We start from the raw sequence: 18,333 nt of genomic DNA on the forward strand, positions 1-18,333 counted from the left end.
CGGTTTTTTACTAGAGCGTAGCCATATCTATCACAAACCTGTACCGCACATCTCCTTTCATCATCCTGTCGTATGCACCATTGATATCCTTAATGTCGATCACTTCAACATCGGACACAATGTTGTGTTCTGCGCAATAGTCCAGCATTTCCTGTGTTTCCGGAATCCCTCCGATCATAGAACCCGCCACACTGCGTCTTTTACCGATCAGGCTAAAACCCATGATCTCCATTGGTGTGGGAGGTACACCTACACAGATCTGCACACCATTGGTTTTGAGCATGGATTGTACCATGTTGTAATCGTGCGGGGCAGATACGGTATCGATGATAAAGTCGAAATAATTCCTCACACCTTTCACCTGCTCCTTATCTTTTGTGAGTACAAATTTATGCGCACCGAGGGCTTTGGCATCCGCTTCCTTATCTGCGGAAGTACTCAGCATGGTTACTTCCGCTCCAAAAGCGGCGGCAAACTTCACGGCCATATGCCCGAGGCCACCCAGCCCCATTACCCCTACTTTATGCCCCTTGCCTACTTTCCAGTGGCGTAGCGGGGAATAAGTGGTAATGCCTGCACACAGCAAGGGTGCTACATTTGCCAATGGCAGTTTTTCAGAGATACGGAGCACAAAGTCTTCATCCGTTACAATCAGGTTGGAATAACCACCATAGGTGGGGGCCTTTGTTTCCCTTTCGCGGGAATTATAAGTGCCGGTATTCCCGTTTTCGCAATACTGTTCTTCTCCCTTTTTACAGCTCTCACATTCCCTGCAGCTGTCTACCATACAACCAACACCCGCCAGATCCCCCACTTTAAATTTCTTAACAGCGCTACCCACTTTGGTGACCCTGCCTACGATCTCATGCCCCGGCACCATTGGAAAAATGGAACCACCCCATTCATCACGGACCTGGTGAATATCGCTGTGGCAAACACCACAGTACAAAATATCGAACTGTACATCATGCGGCCCCACTTCCCGGCGCTGGAAATTCCAGGGTGCCAGCGGAGTTGTCGCGTTTTGAGCTGCGTATCCTTTTACGTCTGACATAAGAATTGGTTTAGTCTATAAAGTTACGGAACAGTTAAGTATTCAAACCATTGCATTTCAACCACTAATATTAACATTTCAGCACCTGGAGGCTAACAGCCCCCGTTATCTGTATCTACTTTTGAGGGTATGAACATGCTCGAGAAGAAAACAGCAGACCTCACCAGCACCTTTTCCAACCTTGATGCCAACAGGCTGGACCAGTTCCTGCTTACCTTCACCCATGAGGTACAGCAGCTGGAAAAATACTATTCCAGGGAGGTGATCACACATGCCATCCATCCCATCAGGCACCTGGCTGCCGCCTCTCCATTCCTCCAAAGAGCACAGCGCTGGCCCCGTGGTTACCAGGGCGATTTTCAGACCATAGAGCACATCCTCAATGCAGAGAATAAAGCCAGGCCCGGCACTATGGCTTATGCTATAGAGGACTTCTTTCTCCATTCCCCCATTTGCCAGCAACACCGCAACAAGGTAACAGCCCAGGCCGCATTGATCTCTTCCGTAATAGCAGGGAATGCAGCCGCGAGGATACTCTCCATCGGCTGTGGCACTTCGGCAGACCTTTATGCATGCAGCGAAGCCCTTGCCGCCTCAGCATGTGAAATAGTATTGGTAGATACAGATGCCAGCGCCCTGGAATATTCCCGCAGCAGGTTGCCGGAACTGGAAGGCAGGCTGAGTGTGATAGAAGGAAATATATACCGCATCGCAAAAAAGATCTCCGCTCATTTTGATCTCATTATTATCGGCGGTGTGTTTGATTACCTGGAAGATAAAGCCATTGTTGCCATCACCAAAGAACTAAGAGCTAAACTAAGTCCGGATGGCATCCTGTTCTTCACCAATATAGCCACAGGAAACCCTTACCGTGTAAGCATGGAATACCTGGCAGACTGGTGCCTGATAGAAAGAAGCAGTAACGATATTTTCAACCTGCTGAAAAGCAGTGGTGCGCATGAACGTTATGAAATTGAAAAAGAAGATACAGGGCTCACTTATCTTGTAAAGGTTTATAAAAAATAACTCACCAGGGCAATACCTGCACCAGCAGCTTCCAGCCTTCTGTTGTATGTGCCCAGATCCGCAGATAATTCGTTTTCTTATCATTGTACTTCATAATACCATAGGCATAAGCCAGGTCCTTACTTTTCGAAATGCCGGTAGCAACAGGAATAAACTCATACTTAACCGGCAATCCCTGTAATCCCTGCATGATATTCTGCGGACCTTTTTTCGGAACCTGCCCCCGGATATTGAACAAAGAAGCATCTGTGATCACATCCCGGAACGCAGCCACAGAAAGGGAATCATACCGGCGGATCAGCCGCCGCTCCAATTCCTGTATACTTGTATCTGCAGCACCGGCAGGTGTGAAATAAGTAAGCGGCTGCTGTTGGTCATAAAGTGAAGGTTGAAGGTCCACCCCCAGATCTACCAGGAACTTCCATTCTCCATTATCCGTTTTCCGCCATACCGTAGTATATCTCCCCGATCCAAGCAAAGGACCGGTAAGGGTTTGACGAAATTCAAAAGGACCGGTAGTGAATCCCAGGTCTCCGGCAGCGGCAATACCTGCATAGGTAGGATACCATTGCAGTTTGGCTTCCGTTTCCTGCGCCTTCTCCCAGAATTTGAGACCATTCTGTTCCCCTCCCGCTGTAAACACCACCCCGTTGCTATCCAGGTATTGCAGGAAAGCCTGCTTAATACTATGGCTGAGGGCGTGCTGTGCAAAGGACCTTTCCGCATTGACCACTTGCTGAACGGATTGGGCAGACAACATAGAATACAGGAAACAACAGGGCAGGATCATCCAGCGCTTTTTCATTTTTGCTCGTTTTAATGAATGTATATAATCCCTCTATCCCGGGATCACGCAGTTCGTTAAATTGGCCGTTTTAATCGCTGAAATGATAAAATATCCCGCTCATTTGAAGGTATCGCCCGCATCATTTCAACTACCAAATCCGGCAGTTCGGTATTTTTTGCTTAAAAGCTGCAAGACAATTCGGATTTTTGTACAAATCAAACACAACGCATGGATCAGCTGGAGAGAAAGCTCCATATATACGGTTACCTCGCCATTACGGTATTCTTTGTTGTTTTCTACATGCTGGAAATGTTCTTCGGTGCCTGGAAAATAGATCACCTGGTCCTGAAGATCATTTGTGTGACCATCCCTTTCACCCTGGCCATCTGGATGCCCACGCACTGGGTAGTGATGTGGTTAAGGAAAAGGATGCCGGGAATGAAACTGGCCTGGAAGCGGCTCTGCTCTGCCTTCCTCATATTACTTCCCTATGGCATGATCCTGGGATTCACCAGGGTGTTCCTGGAAAACTATACCCTCATCTGGCAAAAGGCCATTCCCTTTGTATGGTATTACACCTGGACCAGCGGCATGGTGGTGTTGATCATATTCCTGCAGATTGCCGTATACGAAAGCATCTACTATCTGATAGAATGGAAAAAAGTATCTTCTGAAGCTGAGGAATTAAAACAACTCCATTTAAAGATGCAGTTTGATTCCCTGAAAGTACAGATCCAGCCGCACTTCCTTTTCAACACCCTGAATACATTGATTGGCCTGATTGAAATGGACCCTAAGAAGGCCCGCACCTTCACGGAAGAACTGGCCTATGTGTACAGGTACCTGCTGGAAGCAAATGATCGTGCTATGATCAGCCTGGAAGAAGAGCTGGCTTTCAGCAAAGCCTATTTCTTCCTCTTAAAGAACAGGTATGAAGAAGGGCTCTACCTGGAGATCATCGGGGAAAACGATCTGAATCATTATAAGATACCGCCACTCAGTTTACAGATCCTGCTGGAAAATGCCATCAAACATAATGTCATCACCCGCGCCAGGCCCCTGTATATTCAGATCCATGTGGACCATCTGGCCAAACAGGTAACAGTGGTGAATAACCTGCAACGTAAACCGGTGGTGGACTGTACCGGCAAAGGCCTGTTACATATGGAAAAGAAGTTCCGCCTGATGAACCTTCCAGATATAAAGATCGAAGAAGCCCCCGATACCTTTTCTGTGACCGTCCCCCTTATCAAAGCGCACGAATATGAAAGTATTAATTATTGAAGACGAGTCCGTAGCCGGACAATTACTGAAGAGCACCATCGCGTCCGTTGATCCGGACATAGAAGTGGTGGATATCCTGGACAGTGTGGAATCCAGCGTACAGTACCTCAGCACCAAACCCTCACTGGACCTCATATTCCTGGATATTGAACTGGGAGACGGGCAAACATTTGATATCTTTAAAAAAGTGCAGATAGATGCCCCTGTGATATTTGTAACCGCCTACCAGGAACATGCATTGAAAGCTTTTAAGTTAAATAGTGTAGACTATCTCCTGAAACCCGTGAGCAAAGATGAACTCACCGCTGCACTGCTCAAATACAGGCGCCTGCATGTAGATCAGAAGCAGGCACTGCAGCACAATATCCTTTCTCTCCTGGGCAATTACAGGAACGAAGCAGGCACACATAAAAGCCGGTACCTGGCAAGGAACGGCACCCGCCTTATTTCCATCCCTGCAGAAGAGATCGCTTACTTCTACACGAAAGACAAACTGCAATATATCAAAACACAGCAGAACGGGGATTACATCATTGATAAAAGACTAGATGATATTGAAGCTGAAGTAAGCCCCAAAACCTTCTTCCGGCTTAACCGGCAGTTCATTGTGAACTATGAATGCATAGAGAAGGTACATACCTGGTTCAGCGGCAAAATGAAAGTACAGGTAAAACCTGCCGCCTATGAAGAGATTATCATCAGCAGATTAAAAGCTGCAGAGTTCAAGAAATGGCTCGGCGGGGAATAAAAAGAACACTCCGGCATTAAAAACCCGCATCTCAGGCAAAAAGCCTTCTCCGGCTGATGCAAATGCATTTACTTGCCGTAGAATTAATAAACATAGATTTAGTTTTTTAACGAAATGCCGGGGATCTCAATTTCCGGCTTTTTGCCATAAATAAAAAAGCCGCCAGCTTTCACCGGCGGCTTTTTTTATTTCACGTTTACTCCTCATCATCTGTCACTCTCAAACCAGTTCTACCCGTCATTTTCTCCTGCAAATGCTGGAAGATCATAAACAGTACCGGGATGATAAAGATCCCCAGTATCACACCGGTAAGCATTCCTCCTACCACACTGAAACCAATGGAATGGTTACCTAATGCAGAAGCACCTTTAGCCCAAACCAACGGAAGCATACCTACGATGAATGCGAACGAAGTCATGAGAATGGGACGCAAACGAAGGTGAGAAGCTTCCAACGCTGCTTCCAGCAAAGGCTGTCCTCTTCTTCTACGCTGTACCGCATATTCCACGATCAGGATCGCATTCTTCGCCAGCAATCCTATCAGCATGATCAATCCCACCTGCACGTAAATATTGTTATCTATACCCGCAAAACCAATGAACAGGAATACACCCAGGATACCGGTAGGAACGGACAAGATCACCGCGAGCGGCAGGATGTAACTTTCATACTGCGCTGCCAGCAGGAAGTACACAAAGATGATACTCAGCAGGAAGATAAAGGCAGTCTGGCCACCCGTCTTCTTTTCTTCTCTCGTCATACCCGTCCACTCATACGCGTATCCCCTTGGCAATGTCTGTTTGGCTGTTTCCTCAATTGCCCTGATAGCATCACCCGTACTGTACCCCGGCTTAGGTATACCATTGATCGTGACAGCATTGAACAGGTTATTCCGCGTTACTGTTTCAGGACCATAAGTACGTTTAAGTGTTACGATAGAATTCACGGGCACCATTTCTCCTTTATCGTTCTTGGCATAAATGCCGTTAAGGGAAGCAGCATCCGTACGATACGGAACATCCGCCTGCGCCATTACACGGTAGTATTTACCAAAGCGGTTAAAGTCAGACACAAAGCTGCTACCATAGTACGTTTGCAGTGTCTGTAATAATTCATTGAGTGAAACACCCAATTGCATCGCCTTGGCATTATCGATCTCGATCTTGTACTGCGGGTTACCGGCTGCGAAAGTGGTAAATGCAGCAGCGATCTCTTTCCTTTGCATCAAAGCCCCGATAAAGGCCCAGGCGTTGTTACCCAGTTGCTCCAGGGTACCATTGCCCCTGTCCTGCAGCATGAACTCAAACCCGCTCACGTTACCAAACCCTTGTATAGTAGGGAAAGTAAAGAAGAACATATTCGCATCTTTCACCTGGCTGGCCTGCTGTGCAAAGATGTTCGCGATCTGGTTGGCATCATCCACCTCACCTCTTTCTCCCTGTGGTTTGATCCGCACAAATCCTGCTCCGTATGGTGCAGCATTCGCATTGGAAATAAAGTTCAACCCTTCCACTACATACCGGTGTGCTACGGCAGGATGGTCCTTGATCACACTGTCTATCTTCGCCATTGCTTTATGCGTTCTTTCCAGGGAACTGCCCGGAGGGGTGTTCAGGGCATACAGGATAAAGCCCTGGTCTTCATTCGGAATGAAGCCGGTAGGCGCTTTCTTCATCATCACAAAAGTAACGGCAGTGATCAGCACCAGGCCTCCTATTGCCAGCCACTTGCGGCGGATGAGGAATTGCAGGCTGCGTACATACTTATCCGTGAGTGTTCTGAAGCCTGCATTAAATGCATTAAAGAAGCGTGCGCCAAATCCTTTTTTCTTTGCATGTTCTTCTCCTTCGCCATGATGCTCGTTCTTAAGGAACAACGCACACAAAGCAGGACTTAAAGTCAACGCGTTCACCGCAGAGATCAGGATCGCGATAGCCAGTGTGAAAGCGAACTGCCTGTAGAATACACCTGCAGGGCCTTCCATAAAGCCCACAGGCACAAACACCGCGGCCATCACCATGGTAATGGATACGATAGCACCCGAGATCTCACTCATGGATTGCACCGTGGCTTTCCTGGGATTCAATCCCGTTCGTTCCATTTTTGAGTGCACCGCTTCCACCACCACAATCGCGTCATCCACCACAATACCGATCGCTAATACAAGTGCAAAGAGGGTGAGCAGGTTAATGGTAAAACCAAATAACTGCATAAAGAAGAAAGTACCAATGATGGCCACCGGTACAGCAATAGCAGGGATCAGTGTTGAACGGAAATCCTGCAGGAAGATGAACACCACAATAAACACCAGTACAAATGCCACTACCAGCGTTTCCACTACCTGATGTATGGAAGCATCCAGGAACTCTTTGGTATTAAACATGATGGTGGTCTTTATCCCCTTCGGTAATACCGCTTTGAACTCTTCCAGCTGCCGCTCTGCTTCCGTGAGGATATCATTTGCATTGGAACCTGCCGTCTGAAACACTGCAAAACCTGATGTAGGTCCGCCATCCAGTTTACCATAAGAAGAATAGGTAGATGTACCGAATTCCACCCTGGCCACATCTTTCAGCCGAAGCATGGAACCATCAGCATTCGCTTTAATGATGATGTTCTCATAATCTTCATTGCTGTTCAGTTTTCCTTTATACTTCAACACATATTCAAACACCTCCGTACTGGCTTCCCCGAATCGGCCAGGTGCCGCTTCCTGGCTTTGCGCCTTCACTGCATTGGTCACATCACTGGGTGAAAGATTATTCGCCGCCAGCCTGTCCGGCTTCAGCCAGAGGCGCATAGAATAATCCTTGGAACCAAAGATCTGTGCCTGTGCAACCCCGGGGATACGCTGGATCTGGGGGATCAGGTTAATCTTGATATAGTTATGCAGGAACACGTCATCATATCGTTTATCCTCACTGGATAGGGCCACGAACATGATAATACTGTTCTGTTGTTTTTGTGTGGAAATACCACCCTGGATCACTTCCTGCGGTATCTGGCTGATAGCTTTGGATACACGGTTCTGAACGTTCACCGCAGCAATATCAGGATCTGTACCCTGTTTGAAATATACCGTAAGTGATAAGGTACCATCGTTATTGGAGTTGGAGGTCATGTAGGTCATGTTCTCCACCCCGTTGATGGATTCTTCCAATGGCACTGCCACGGAACGGGCTACCACCTCAGCATTCGCGCCGGGGTATACTGCTGTTACCAGTACACTGGGAGGTGCAATATCAGGGAACAAAGTAATGGGCAAAGAGAAGAGCGACAATGCGCCCAATAAAAGTAAAATAATAGAGACCACCGTAGATAATACCGGCCTGTCTATGAACTTTTTTAACATAAAAGCATGGTTTTATAGAAAACTCAGTTAAGCGGGTTTGCCTTCAACAGGCTGTCCGCTGATAATAGCTGTGGGGTGATCACAGCACCTTCCTGCAGGTTACCCGTTCCTGCCAGCACAATTTTACCGCCTGCAGGAACGCCATTGTCAACATAATAATAGCTGGATGTTTTACCCAGTACATGAATAGCCTTACGGGTCACTTTATTACTGTCCGTTACAGCATAAACAAATACCTGGTCCTGCATCTCAAAAGTGGCTTCCTGCGGAATAATAAGGGCCGAGGGCAAGGATTGCGTGATCCTCACTTTCCCTGTACTGCCGGTGCGTAATGCAGCACCGGGATTAGGGAAGATAGCACGGAAGCTGATCCCTCCCATTGTTTTATCAAACTGCCCTTCCACGATCTCAATCCTTCCTTTCTGTGCATAAACGCTGTTATCCGCCATGATCAGTTCCACCTGCGGTACCTGTCTGATCTTTTCTGCGATGGTATTACCGGTGTATTTGTTTTTAAAGGCAATGAAATCCGTTTCGCTCATGGTGAAGTAGGCGTATATTTCATTTACATCGGACAATACCGTTAATGGTGCGGCTTCGCCTTTGCCAACAAGACTTCCCGTCTTAAAAGGTATCCTTCCGACATATCCGCTCACCGGTGCAGTGATTAAAGTAAATCCCATGTTAATATTGGCACTGCCAGCCATGGCTTTGGCCCTGGATACAGTAGCCTTTGCTGCTTCATACTCCGCCTGCGCTGTTTTTAACTGCAGGTCAGAAACCACATTGTTCTTCACCAGCGGCGCCAGGCGTTCTATTTCTACCTGTGCCTTTTGCATGTTGGCTTCTGCCGCAGCCAGGCCGGACCTTGTATTATTGGATTGCTCCGCATACACACGGTCGTTTATTTTGAACAGGGGCTGGCCGGCTTTAACGTAGGCACCTTCATCCACATATATTTTTTCGAGGTAACCATCCACCTGCGGGCGGATGTCCACATTCAAAGTACCTTCCAGGTTAGCGGAAAAATCCTGGTGGGTATTTGCCGGAGCGGACACAACTGATATAACAGGCAGTTGAACCGGCGGCGGAGCTGTTGCTGCAGGCTTTTGTGCACAGCTGTACAACAAAACCAACAGACTTAGAGGAGAGAATAAACGCATATAGTGATTATTAATAAAAAGCTTCTGAACAGGCAATGCGGATCCCTTCCACAGTTTTTCTGTGAAATAACAATGACGCATAGCGTACAACTATTTAATTAGCGATCAGGTGTGGGCGATAACAATCAGAAGATGCTTTAAACACCTTGCGTTAGAGGTTGAAAATTGACAGGACAATACTTGAACTTATATAAATCAGGGCACAAATATAAAATAGATATATCGAAATCTATCGATTTATTTTCCAAAAGGACAACTTTATGACGAATGACGTTTGTCAGCGGATGAAATGAACTTAATAGAGCGGTTCCTGAGACCGCTCTAATCAGCCATACATTATAAGGCATCAATAAAAGAGATATAATCCTTCGCATTTTCCTCTACCCTCTCCGTGGTAGCATGGTGCTCCGATCCGTAGAAAGCAAAGAAATCACGGTAGTCGGCTTTAACGTATTGGAAAGTTATTTCAAATGGTGTTGTCAACTGCTGCAAGGTGTATTTATACCGCCCGGTAGCCCGGTAATCCACCTCATCAATCCCCGCCGTAATACCCAGCGCAATTTTCTTATGCTTTAAATGATAGTTGCTGCCTTTACCATATGCCCATCCATGCGTCAATACTTCATCCAGCCATTTCTTGAAAAAGGGCGGGCAGTTAAACCAGTAGAATGGGAACTGGAATATGATCTTATCATGCGCTTCTATCAGGCGTTGTTCCTTCTCTATGTCTATTTTCTCATCCGGGTATAAACTGTGCAGATCATGTACCAGGTACTTCTCAGGGAACTTTTCCAATTCCTGGATCCAGCGTTTGTTGATGAAGGAACTTTTCAGGTCCGGATGTATTATTACTACTAATGTTTTCATAACAGCAAAATAAGATCATAAACACCGAATTTGTAACTTAGCACCCAATTGTATGCTACTATCAAAAATGTAACTATGAGTAAGATAAAAGGCACTTCCACCCATAACGAGAACAAGCAGCATCTTATATCAGAGTGTATAGAAGTATATGCAGCATCTCTTATCGGAGGGCAGTGGACTTTACATATATGGTTCTACCTGATAAGCGGGAAGAAACGTTTTGGAGAACTGAAAAAGCAGCTTCCCAATGTTACCGAACGGATGCTGACCCTGCATTTGCGGAAAATGGAAAAGAATAACCTGGTAAAAAGAACCGTGTATCCTGAAGTTCCGTTGCGTGTAGAATATGAGTTAACGAAAAGTGGCAAAGCATTGAAGGTACTTTTCAAACACCTTGCAAAGTGGGGAGAACAACATAAAGAATTTGAACGCAACCTTTAAGCCATTCCATTCCCTGAATGCAAAGCTGTACAGTTTTACTATCCTGGTTAAATTCCATAAACTAGTGTTGAAACAAAGAAAACCTTCCGGTGTAAACAGGAGCAGCTTAAAATGAAAAAGGAAAAGATCCATATGAACCTTTTCCTTTTTGTGACCCTGTCAGGATTCAAACCTGAAACCTTCTCATCCGTAGTGAGATGCTCTATTCAGTTGAGCTACAGAGCCATCCGTATTGTGTTGAACGGGATGCAAATGTAGGGAGTTTTTTCATTTCTGCAAATATTTCTGCCAGATTTCCAGAAAAAATTATTTTTGTTCCATCATTCAAAAACGCTGAAACCCGTGAAAATACAGCTCTGGAGCATAGGCAAAGATAATGATGCCTACATCAATGAAGGCATTAAAATCTTTCAAAAAAGATTACAGCATTACACCGATTTCGATATTAAATTAATTCCAACTGTAAAACAGGCTGCCAGTCTTTCCATTCCGGAACTGAAAAAACAGGAAGGAAAAATGATCCTGGACCTCCTGCAGCCACAGGACTATTTGCTCGCCCTCGATGAAAGAGGAAAAACGATGACAACCGTACAATTAGCCGATTTCCTCCAACAAAGGAACAATGCCGGCACCCGGCAGCTGATCATCCTCATAGGTGGCGCTTTTGGTCTGGATACGGCCGTTTTGCAGCGCGCTCAGCAACAATTATCACTTTCTTCCCTTACCTTTCCCCATCAGTTGGTCCGTTTGATCGTAACAGAACAACTTTACCGGGCATATACCGTGCTCAACAACGAGAAATATCACCACCAATGATTATTTTTACAGCTTAACCGGGGAATTTATGGCAATCAGCATAACACTTATCATCATCATCTTTACCTGTATCGTTTCTATCACCTCCTTCAACAGACCCGATCAGATAGATAAATTGAGTTTCTGGCCCTATATGATCAATGAACGTAAGGAATGGTACCGTTTCATTACTTCAGGTTTTGTGCATAGTGATTACATGCACCTTGGCTTCAATATGCTTACGCTGTGGTTCTTTGGTAATGCCATGGAACAATATTTCCAGCTTTTCTTTGGGAGTAAGTTCTTCTTTGTGCTGTTATATGTACTGGGACTGATCTTACCGGATATCTCCTCTTACTTCAGGCAGAAAGATAATATTTCCTACAGGGCTATTGGCGCATCCGGCGCAGTATCTGCTGTACTGTTCTCTATCATTATCTTTGATCCATGGATGATGATCCAAGTGTTCTTTATTCCGCTTCCCGCCATCGTTTTCGGCGTATTGTATCTCGCCTACTCATGGTATATGGCCAAAAGAGGCGGAGATAACATCGGGCACGATGTACATTTCTGGGGTGCTGTACTCGGTCTCGTATTCCCGATCGTATTAAAGCCGGAACTGGGGCTGCTGTTTATAGACAGGCTCCTAAGCAAGTTCTAATTTCAGTATTTTCCTTGTTTTATCTGTGATCTTGAAACGGTCATCTATCCGCATGCCCGCCACCCAGATAATCCTTTTCCCGGATTCCAATACCCATACCTTTTCCTTCTCCGGCAGGGATAACTTTTGATCAATGAAAAAGCGGCTGAGCTTCTTCTTTTTTGCCATGCCAAGGGGATAGAAATAATCTCCTTTTTTCCACCTGCGCAATAAAAGCGGGAACTGCACCTGCTGAAGGTCCAGGCAGGCGATGCTGGCAGCAACAGGTACGGTGAATCCTTCCTTTGCCAATTGCTCTACTTTCAAAAGTGCATCCGGTAGTTGTACCAGGTGTTGATCTTCTTCAATGATAAAATGCGTGGAGGCTGTTGCTTCCAGCGGTGTAATGATCAGCCATTTCCGGTCCCTCACAATACGGTGTGTGGTGGTGGCCACCCATTTGCCGGGTTCGCTGTTCAACAGCTCCACTACCTGCGCCGCCTGTGCCGTGCTGCATTGAAATGGTTTCAGTATTTCATAGGCGATGGTAGACAATGGTACAGCCTGCTGCAGCTTCAGGATGGGAATGAAATATTCCGTTCCCCGCTGCACGATCAGTTTCTTTCTGTGTATTTCCACTGCCTGCCTGTAAAGCACCTCTGCTTCGCGGAAACGCTCAATGCTACTGCCCGTGTTCTTCACCACTTCAGGCAATACCTCTTCTAAACGCGGCAGTACCTGGTGGCGAAAAAAATTACGTGTGTACTTATCCGTAGTATTGGAACTGTCTTCCACATGCTGCAGGTTTTCCGCATCTGCATACGCTTTGATCTCTTCTCTTGTGGCAAACAACAAAGGGCGTACAATATGCCCCTGTACAGGCAGGATGCCATGTAGGCCCGCTATGCCTGTGCCTTTTGAAAGGTTCATCCACACTGTTTCTACATTATCCTGCATATGATGCGCAGTGGCAATGAAGGATAGTCCCCTCTCCTGCCGCAGTTCTTCCAGCCATTGATAGCGCAGTTCCCTTGCAGCCACCTGGATAGATCTTTTATGCGCAGTGGCATAGGTTTCCGTATCAAAACGCTGTACGAAAAAGGGAATACCATAACTTTCTGCCAGCTCGCGTACAAACGTTTCGTCACGTTCAGACTCTGCACCTCTTAATTGAAAATTACAATGAGCGATCTCCACTTTAATACCGGCCTGCACACACAGATGTGTGAGCACAATGGAATCCAGTCCACCGCTGACCGCCAGCAGTAAAGGATCCGCAGCTGTAAAGAGCTGCTCTTTTGCAATATATGAACGTAGCTGTTGCAGCATTATATTTAATTAGTCGGTGAGATCTTCATGAGCAGCCTGCAGCTCGTTGTAAGCATGCATATCTTTCTCTTCCCAGGCAATATACATTCCCTTTTCATACACAGCAATGGCTGCTTCCGTTTCTCCGGTACGCTCCAGCAGTTTACCCAGGTGATAATAAGAACCTACATAAGTGGGTTCTTTTTCCAGCAATTCCTCAAATACTTTTCTTGCATTCCCATCCTCCTGGATCTTGATGTATTCAAGTGCCAGCGCATGTTTCAGGAAACTATCCTGCGGGCTGCTTTCAAGGAATGCCTTCAGTTGCGCGATTCTATCCATGTTGAATATTTCTAATTTTAATTACGGGCGGGCGCCTGTTCGCCCAATGCCTAAATCCCATATATTTGCTAATACTGCATTTTTCAATTAAACCAGTTAACGGATATGAAGATCTTAGTATGTATCAGTAAAACTCCCGACACAACTGCAAAAATAGCTTTCGCAGACAACAACACGAAATTCAGTGAGGCGGGTGTGCAGTTTATTATCAATCCATACGATGAATGGTATGCCCTGGTAAGAGCATTGGAACTGAAAGAAACATTGAATGCCACCGTACACCTGATCACAGTGGGAGGAGCCGATACCGAGCCAGTGATCCGCAAAGCCCTTGCGCTTGGCGGAGATGAAGCTTTCCGTGTGAATGCGGATAGTCATGACAGTTATTATATTGCTTCGCAGATAGCGGCGCATGCCAAACAGGAAAATTACGATATCATATTTACCGGTAAAGAAACCATCGACTATAACGGTTCCGGCATTGGCGGTATGGTAGCGGAACTGGTGGGCATCCCCTTTGTTTCCATCGCTTCTAAATTTGAACTGAATGGCCAGGTAGCTACCCTTCGCCGTGAGATAGAAGGCGGAGAAGAAGTTTGTGAGGTTACATTACCTGTAGCTGTTTCCTGCCAGAAAGGAATGGCAGAAGCCAGGATCCCCAACATGCGGGGCATTATGGCGGCGCGCACCAAACCGCTGAAAGTAATAGAACCCGTACAGGCTGATACCCTCACCAGTATCGTATCTTTTGAATTACCACCAGCAAAAGCCGGTGTGAAACTGATCCCGGCAGATAACGTAGAAGAGTTGGTAAAACTCCTGCACGAAGAAGCTAAAGTGATCTGATCTTATTCAACACTAAAACAATTCGCATGTCCGTTTTAATATTCGCCGATCAATTTCAGGGAAAAATAAAGAAGTCTGCATTGGAAGCAGTGCAGTATGGCGCCAAAGTGGCCGCCCAAACAGGAACAACCGCTACTGCGCTGGTAGCAGGAGAAGTAAGTGCAGAGGAACTGGCCAGCCTGGGCCAGTATGGTGCGCAAAAAGTATTACACGTGGCAGATGCCCGTTTGAATGAACTGGAAGCCGGCACCGCCACCAAGATCCTCGCAGACGCGGTGGCAAAAGAAAATGCCACTATCATTATATTCTCTCATAACTTCTCCGGCCGTGCCATTGCCCCGCAATTATCGTCCCGCTTAAAAGCAGGCCTGGTAGCCGGGGCCATTTCCCTGCCCGATACTGCTAGCGGTTTTGTGGTAAAGAAGAACGTTTTCTCCGGAAAGGCTTTTGCCAATGTAAATATTACGTCTGAAAAGAAGATCGTTTCCGTACTGCCCAATACTTTCAGCCTGGCACCAACAGGCGGTACCGCTTCTGTGGAAGCTTTTACCCCTGCCCTTACAGATGCCGATTTCCGCGTCAAACCACTTAAAGTAGAAACCATCAGTGGCGAAGTACCGCTGACAGAAGCAGAAATAGTAGTAAGCGGTGGCCGTGGCCTGAAAGGTCCCGAACACTGGGGCATACTGGAAGACCTGGCCCACGCGCTGGGCGCTGCCACTGCCTGCAGCCGCCCCGTGGCGGATGCCGACTGGCGCCCGCATCATGAACACGTTGGCCAGACTGGTTTCACCGTAAGGCCCAATTTATACGTGGCTATTGGCATCTCCGGAGCCATTCAGCACCTGGCAGGTGTAAACGGCAGTAAAGTGATCGTAGTGATCAATAAAGACCCCGAAGCCCCCTTCTTTAAGGCCGCAGATTACGGTATAGTAGGCGATGCTTTTGAAGTGGTGCCTAAATTGACAGCCGCAGTTAAGAAATATAAGGGTATCTGATAATATTGTGATAGCCGTCTGCTATTGACTTTCGGCAGGATATTGCCGCTTTCATGCTGCAAAATCCGCCCGGATGCTAATAGCTGGCGGCTTTCCGCTTTTTAGATATCGAATATTTTTCTAACTTCACGTCTTACACGATTAAACGTGAGCGCTAACGCGTATTTGACAGTATGAGAAAAATAGAATTGGAAATAGTTGCTTTGTCGCACAGTATTACGCAAACTCATTCATATGCCGTGGTGTTAGGAGAAGTGAATGGATTAAGGCGTTTACCCATAGTTATTGGAGGGTTTGAAGCTCAGGCCATAGCAGTAGCGCTGGAAAAAATGCAGCCCAGCAGGCCGCTCACACACGATCTCATGAAAAATTTCATGAATGCATTTAGCGTTGAGTTGCATGAAGTGGTGATCAGCAATCTGCAGGAAGGCATTTTCTACTCCAAATTAATCTGCTCCAATAACGATGATACGATAGAAATAGACTCCCGCACATCAGACGCCCTGGCATTGGCAGTACGGTTCGGATGCCCCATATATACATACGAAAACATCCTGAACAGTGCTGGTATCCTGCTGGACGATCCCGCCGGCAAGAAAACAACCAAACCAGCCGGTGGACCTACCATCTCGGAACATGAAAAAGGTGCTGAAGACGACCTTAAAGTGCTGAACCTGGAAGAACTCAACACCCTCCTGCAGGAAGTACTGGAACAGGAAGACTATATCCGCGCCATCGCTATCCGCGATGAGATCAATAGCCGAAAAAGTAAATAAGCGCCGTGATCCTTTTTCCCAATTGCAAGATCAACCTTGGTTTACACATTCTGCAAAAACGTGCAGATGGTTTTCACGATCTGGAAACCGTGTTCTACCCGCTCCTTTTACAGGACGCCCTGGAGATCATTACAGCAGAAGAAAACATCTTTTCCAGCAGTGGCCTGGATATTCCGGGAGACACAGAAGATAATCTCTGTAAAAAAGCCTGGCACTTATTAAAAGCAGACTTCCCTCAATTGCCCGCTATACACATGCATCTCCATAAACAGATCCCCATAGGCGCAGGCCTCGGAGGAGGTTCGGCAGATGGTGCTTTTACCCTCAAACTGCTCAATTCAAAATACAACCTGGATATCCCCCTGGAAAAGCTGGAAGCTTATGCTGGCATACTCGGCAGCGATTGCCCCTTCTTTATCCGGAATACAGCCTGTTTTGCTTCAGGCAGAGGAGAACTCATGGAACCCCTTGAACTGGACCTGAGCGCTTATTCCTTCCTTCTGGTACATCCCGGCATCCATGTTAACACCGGGTGGGCATTTGGGCAGATTGTACCGGGCCGCCCGGCTGTTCCCTTAAAGGATATCGACTGGCAGGACGTAAGCAGCTGGAAGCACCGTTTAACGAACGATTTTGAAGCCCCGGTGTTTGCCGCCTACCCCGCTATCGGAGGAATAAAGGAGAAAATGTATAAGAACGGGGCCATCTATGCAGCTATGAGCGGAAGCGGATCCGCCGTGATAGGGATCTTTCCCAAGAACAAATTACCGGAAACCGGCTGGGAAACAGGATGCAGGGTGTTTGAAATGATATAAAGTGATGATCCTCAAAGCCCTTCTCGGCAGGCAAGTATTATTCAGATCGCAAATAACTGAGTCTCAATGCATTGCCCGGTGCTATCCTACCACACGCACCTTAATTTCCTTATAACTACTTGATTTTCATAAACCTTCTCGGTAGGTAAGTAAAAGCTAATCTGTCTGAAAAAAGCCTATAAAAGCCTGATCCAGAACACATTACCCGGCGCTATCCTACCTACGCCTTAGGCATAAAACAAAAATAGCCGTTCCGATAATCGGAACGGCTATATATTGCGAGTAAGATCAGTCTTATTTTACAGAAGCGATAAGGCTTTTGAAAGTTTCAGGCTCATTCATAGCCAGGTCAGCGAGAACTTTTCTGTTCAGGCCGATGTTCTTTTCTGACAATTTATGAATGAATGCTGAGTAAGTCAATCCTTCTGCTCTGGCCGCAGCGTTAATACGGGCGATCCACAGTTGACGGTAGTTTCTTTTCTTCAGTTTGCGACCTACATAAGAATAGGTTAAGCCTTTCTCCAGAACGTTCTTAGCTACGGTATAAACATTTTTACGTTTACCGTAGAAGCCTTTGGCTTGCTTTAAGATCTTCTTTCTTCTGGCTCTGGACGCAACTGCGTTTACTGAACGAGGCATGTTATGCTTTTTAAAACTTGTTTAATAAATTGATACGTTTTAGCGAAGTACGAGCATACGCTTCACCAGGTTCAGATTTGCATCAGCTACCAGGCTACTGCCTCTCAATGAACGCTTTCTTTTGTTAGACTTCTTAGTCAATAAGTGACTTTTGAAAGCCTTCGGACGTTTGATCGCTCCGCTGCCGGTCACCGTAAACGTCTTCTTCGCACGGCTATGAGTCTTTACTTTTGGCATTATACATCAAATTTGGTCTGCAAAGGTAGCTAATTATTTGATAAATGTCACAACAGTCATAAAAAAATTCAATTTTTCCTCCTCGTTCCAAAAAAAAGTTCACATTTTTTCCACTCGATTAATATATTGACTTTCAAACAGCCCATACTTTATAAACATTAAATTAGCGCTTTTTTACCGTTCCGGGCGAAATACGTATTTTTGTTTCTCCTATA

19 protein-coding genes and 1 tRNA gene are annotated in these 18,333 nt (G+C 46.2%); 10 read left to right on the forward strand and 10 right to left on the reverse strand.

The window, feature by feature from the left end; all coding sequences use genetic code 11:
* Positions 1 to 10: 10 nt before the first annotated feature.
* Positions 11 to 1,054 carry an NAD(P)-dependent alcohol dehydrogenase gene (locus AAHN97_RS10820; protein ID WP_343307617.1) on the reverse strand — a complete coding sequence of 348 codons (1,044 nt, stop codon included), beginning with the start codon at positions 1,052 to 1,054 and terminating at the stop codon, positions 11 to 13.
* 129 nt (positions 1,055 to 1,183) lie between these two features.
* Between AAHN97_RS10820 and AAHN97_RS10825 the strand changes: the two genes are divergently transcribed.
* Positions 1,184 to 2,080, forward strand: coding sequence for a class I SAM-dependent methyltransferase (locus AAHN97_RS10825; RefSeq protein ID WP_343307618.1), 897 nt, complete (start codon positions 1,184 to 1,186; stop codon positions 2,078 to 2,080).
* Between the two features lies 1 nt (position 2,081).
* Here the strand turns inward: AAHN97_RS10825 and AAHN97_RS10830 are convergent, their stop codons facing one another.
* The gene (locus AAHN97_RS10830; RefSeq protein ID WP_343307619.1) at positions 2,082 to 2,885 is read right to left on the reverse strand and encodes a YybH family protein; all 804 of its coding nucleotides are present in this window, start codon (positions 2,883 to 2,885) and stop codon (positions 2,082 to 2,084) included.
* A gap of 210 nt (positions 2,886 to 3,095) precedes the next feature.
* Between AAHN97_RS10830 and AAHN97_RS10835 the strand changes: the two genes are divergently transcribed.
* Together AAHN97_RS10835 and AAHN97_RS10840 are read left to right on the forward strand one after the other, a co-directional pair.
* Positions 3,096 to 4,151, forward strand: coding sequence for a sensor histidine kinase (locus AAHN97_RS10835; protein ID WP_343307621.1), 1,056 nt, complete (start codon positions 3,096 to 3,098; stop codon positions 4,149 to 4,151).
* On the forward strand, positions 4,132 to 4,899 hold the full coding sequence (locus AAHN97_RS10840) for a LytR/AlgR family response regulator transcription factor (RefSeq protein WP_343307622.1): 768 nt from the start codon (positions 4,132 to 4,134) through the stop codon (positions 4,897 to 4,899). Before AAHN97_RS10835 ends, AAHN97_RS10840 begins: the two co-directional genes overlap by 20 nt.
* A 196-nt stretch (positions 4,900 to 5,095) precedes the next feature.
* On the opposite strand, the gene AAHN97_RS10845 is transcribed toward AAHN97_RS10840, so the two are convergent.
* The 3 genes from AAHN97_RS10845 to AAHN97_RS10855 all read right to left on the reverse strand — a co-directional run bounded on the left by AAHN97_RS10845 (position 5,096) and on the right by AAHN97_RS10855 (position 10,281).
* Positions 5,096 to 8,251 carry an efflux RND transporter permease subunit gene (locus AAHN97_RS10845; RefSeq protein WP_343307623.1) on the reverse strand — a complete coding sequence of 1,052 codons (3,156 nt, stop codon included), beginning with the start codon at positions 8,249 to 8,251 and terminating at the stop codon, positions 5,096 to 5,098.
* 23 nt (positions 8,252 to 8,274) lie between these two features.
* Positions 8,275 to 9,414 (reverse strand): efflux RND transporter periplasmic adaptor subunit, encoded by a 1,140-nt coding sequence (locus AAHN97_RS10850; RefSeq protein WP_343307624.1) that lies wholly within the window; start codon positions 9,412 to 9,414, stop codon positions 8,275 to 8,277.
* 336 nt (positions 9,415 to 9,750) lie between these two features.
* Positions 9,751 to 10,281 (reverse strand): NAD(P)H-dependent oxidoreductase, encoded by a 531-nt coding sequence (locus AAHN97_RS10855; protein ID WP_343307625.1) that lies wholly within the window; start codon positions 10,279 to 10,281, stop codon positions 9,751 to 9,753.
* 75 nt (positions 10,282 to 10,356) lie between these two features.
* Here AAHN97_RS10855 and AAHN97_RS10860 point away from each other — a divergent pair, with 75 nt between their 5' ends.
* Positions 10,357 to 10,722: a winged helix-turn-helix transcriptional regulator gene (locus tag AAHN97_RS10860; protein ID WP_343307626.1), complete on the forward strand. Its 366-nt coding sequence runs from the start codon at positions 10,357 to 10,359 to the stop codon at positions 10,720 to 10,722.
* A gap of 151 nt (positions 10,723 to 10,873) precedes the next feature.
* Here AAHN97_RS10860 and AAHN97_RS10865 read toward each other — a convergent pair.
* A tRNA-Arg gene (locus AAHN97_RS10865) sits at positions 10,874 to 10,947 on the reverse strand.
* Between the two features lie 117 nt (positions 10,948 to 11,064).
* Between AAHN97_RS10865 and AAHN97_RS10870 the strand changes: the two genes are divergently transcribed.
* Positions 11,065 to 11,538 (forward strand): 23S rRNA (pseudouridine(1915)-N(3))-methyltransferase RlmH, encoded by a 474-nt coding sequence (locus AAHN97_RS10870; RefSeq protein ID WP_343307627.1) that lies wholly within the window; start codon positions 11,065 to 11,067, stop codon positions 11,536 to 11,538.
* 28 nt (positions 11,539 to 11,566) lie between these two features.
* Entirely contained in the window at positions 11,567 to 12,178 is a 612-nt protein-coding gene (locus AAHN97_RS10875; protein ID WP_343307628.1) for a rhomboid family intramembrane serine protease, read from the forward strand.
* Here the strand turns inward: AAHN97_RS10875 and tilS are convergent.
* Together tilS and AAHN97_RS10885 are read right to left on the reverse strand one after the other, a co-directional pair.
* The gene (tilS, locus tag AAHN97_RS10880; protein ID WP_343307629.1) at positions 12,164 to 13,486 is read right to left on the reverse strand and encodes a tRNA lysidine(34) synthetase TilS; all 1,323 of its coding nucleotides are present in this window, start codon (positions 13,484 to 13,486) and stop codon (positions 12,164 to 12,166) included. The two genes, AAHN97_RS10875 and tilS, sit on opposite strands and share 15 nt — an antisense overlap.
* A gap of 9 nt (positions 13,487 to 13,495) precedes the next feature.
* Positions 13,496 to 13,807 carry a tetratricopeptide repeat protein gene (locus tag AAHN97_RS10885; RefSeq protein ID WP_343307630.1) on the reverse strand — a complete coding sequence of 104 codons (312 nt, stop codon included), beginning with the start codon at positions 13,805 to 13,807 and terminating at the stop codon, positions 13,496 to 13,498.
* A 105-nt stretch (positions 13,808 to 13,912) separates the two neighbouring features.
* Between AAHN97_RS10885 and AAHN97_RS10890 the strand changes: the two genes are divergently transcribed.
* From AAHN97_RS10890 to ispE, 4 genes are all read left to right on the forward strand, one after another.
* Entirely contained in the window at positions 13,913 to 14,653 is a 741-nt protein-coding gene (locus tag AAHN97_RS10890; protein WP_153658428.1) for an electron transfer flavoprotein subunit beta/FixA family protein, read from the forward strand.
* 26 nt (positions 14,654 to 14,679) lie between these two features.
* A complete protein-coding gene (locus AAHN97_RS10895; protein ID WP_343307631.1) occupies positions 14,680 to 15,651 on the forward strand; it encodes an electron transfer flavoprotein subunit alpha/FixB family protein in 972 nt (323 codons plus the stop codon).
* Between the two features lie 173 nt (positions 15,652 to 15,824).
* On the forward strand, positions 15,825 to 16,427 hold the full coding sequence (locus tag AAHN97_RS10900; RefSeq protein WP_074238624.1) for a bifunctional nuclease family protein: 603 nt from the start codon (positions 15,825 to 15,827) through the stop codon (positions 16,425 to 16,427).
* Between the two features lie 5 nt (positions 16,428 to 16,432).
* Positions 16,433 to 17,242, forward strand: a complete 810-nt coding sequence (ispE, locus tag AAHN97_RS10905; RefSeq protein WP_343307632.1) for a 4-(cytidine 5'-diphospho)-2-C-methyl-D-erythritol kinase — start codon at positions 16,433 to 16,435, stop codon at positions 17,240 to 17,242.
* Positions 17,243 to 17,536: 294 nt separating this feature from the next.
* On the opposite strand, the gene rplT is transcribed toward ispE, so the two are convergent.
* Entirely contained in the window at positions 17,537 to 17,881 is a 345-nt protein-coding gene (gene rplT / locus AAHN97_RS10910; RefSeq protein ID WP_074238626.1) for a 50S ribosomal protein L20, read from the reverse strand.
* Between the two features lie 39 nt (positions 17,882 to 17,920).
* On the reverse strand, positions 17,921 to 18,118 hold the full coding sequence (gene rpmI / locus AAHN97_RS10915; protein WP_074238627.1) for a 50S ribosomal protein L35: 198 nt from the start codon (positions 18,116 to 18,118) through the stop codon (positions 17,921 to 17,923).
* Positions 18,119 to 18,333: the final 215 nt, after the last annotated feature.

Source organism: Chitinophaga niabensis, from assembly GCF_039545795.1.
Classification (GTDB): domain Bacteria; phylum Bacteroidota; class Bacteroidia; order Chitinophagales; family Chitinophagaceae; genus Chitinophaga; species Chitinophaga niabensis_B.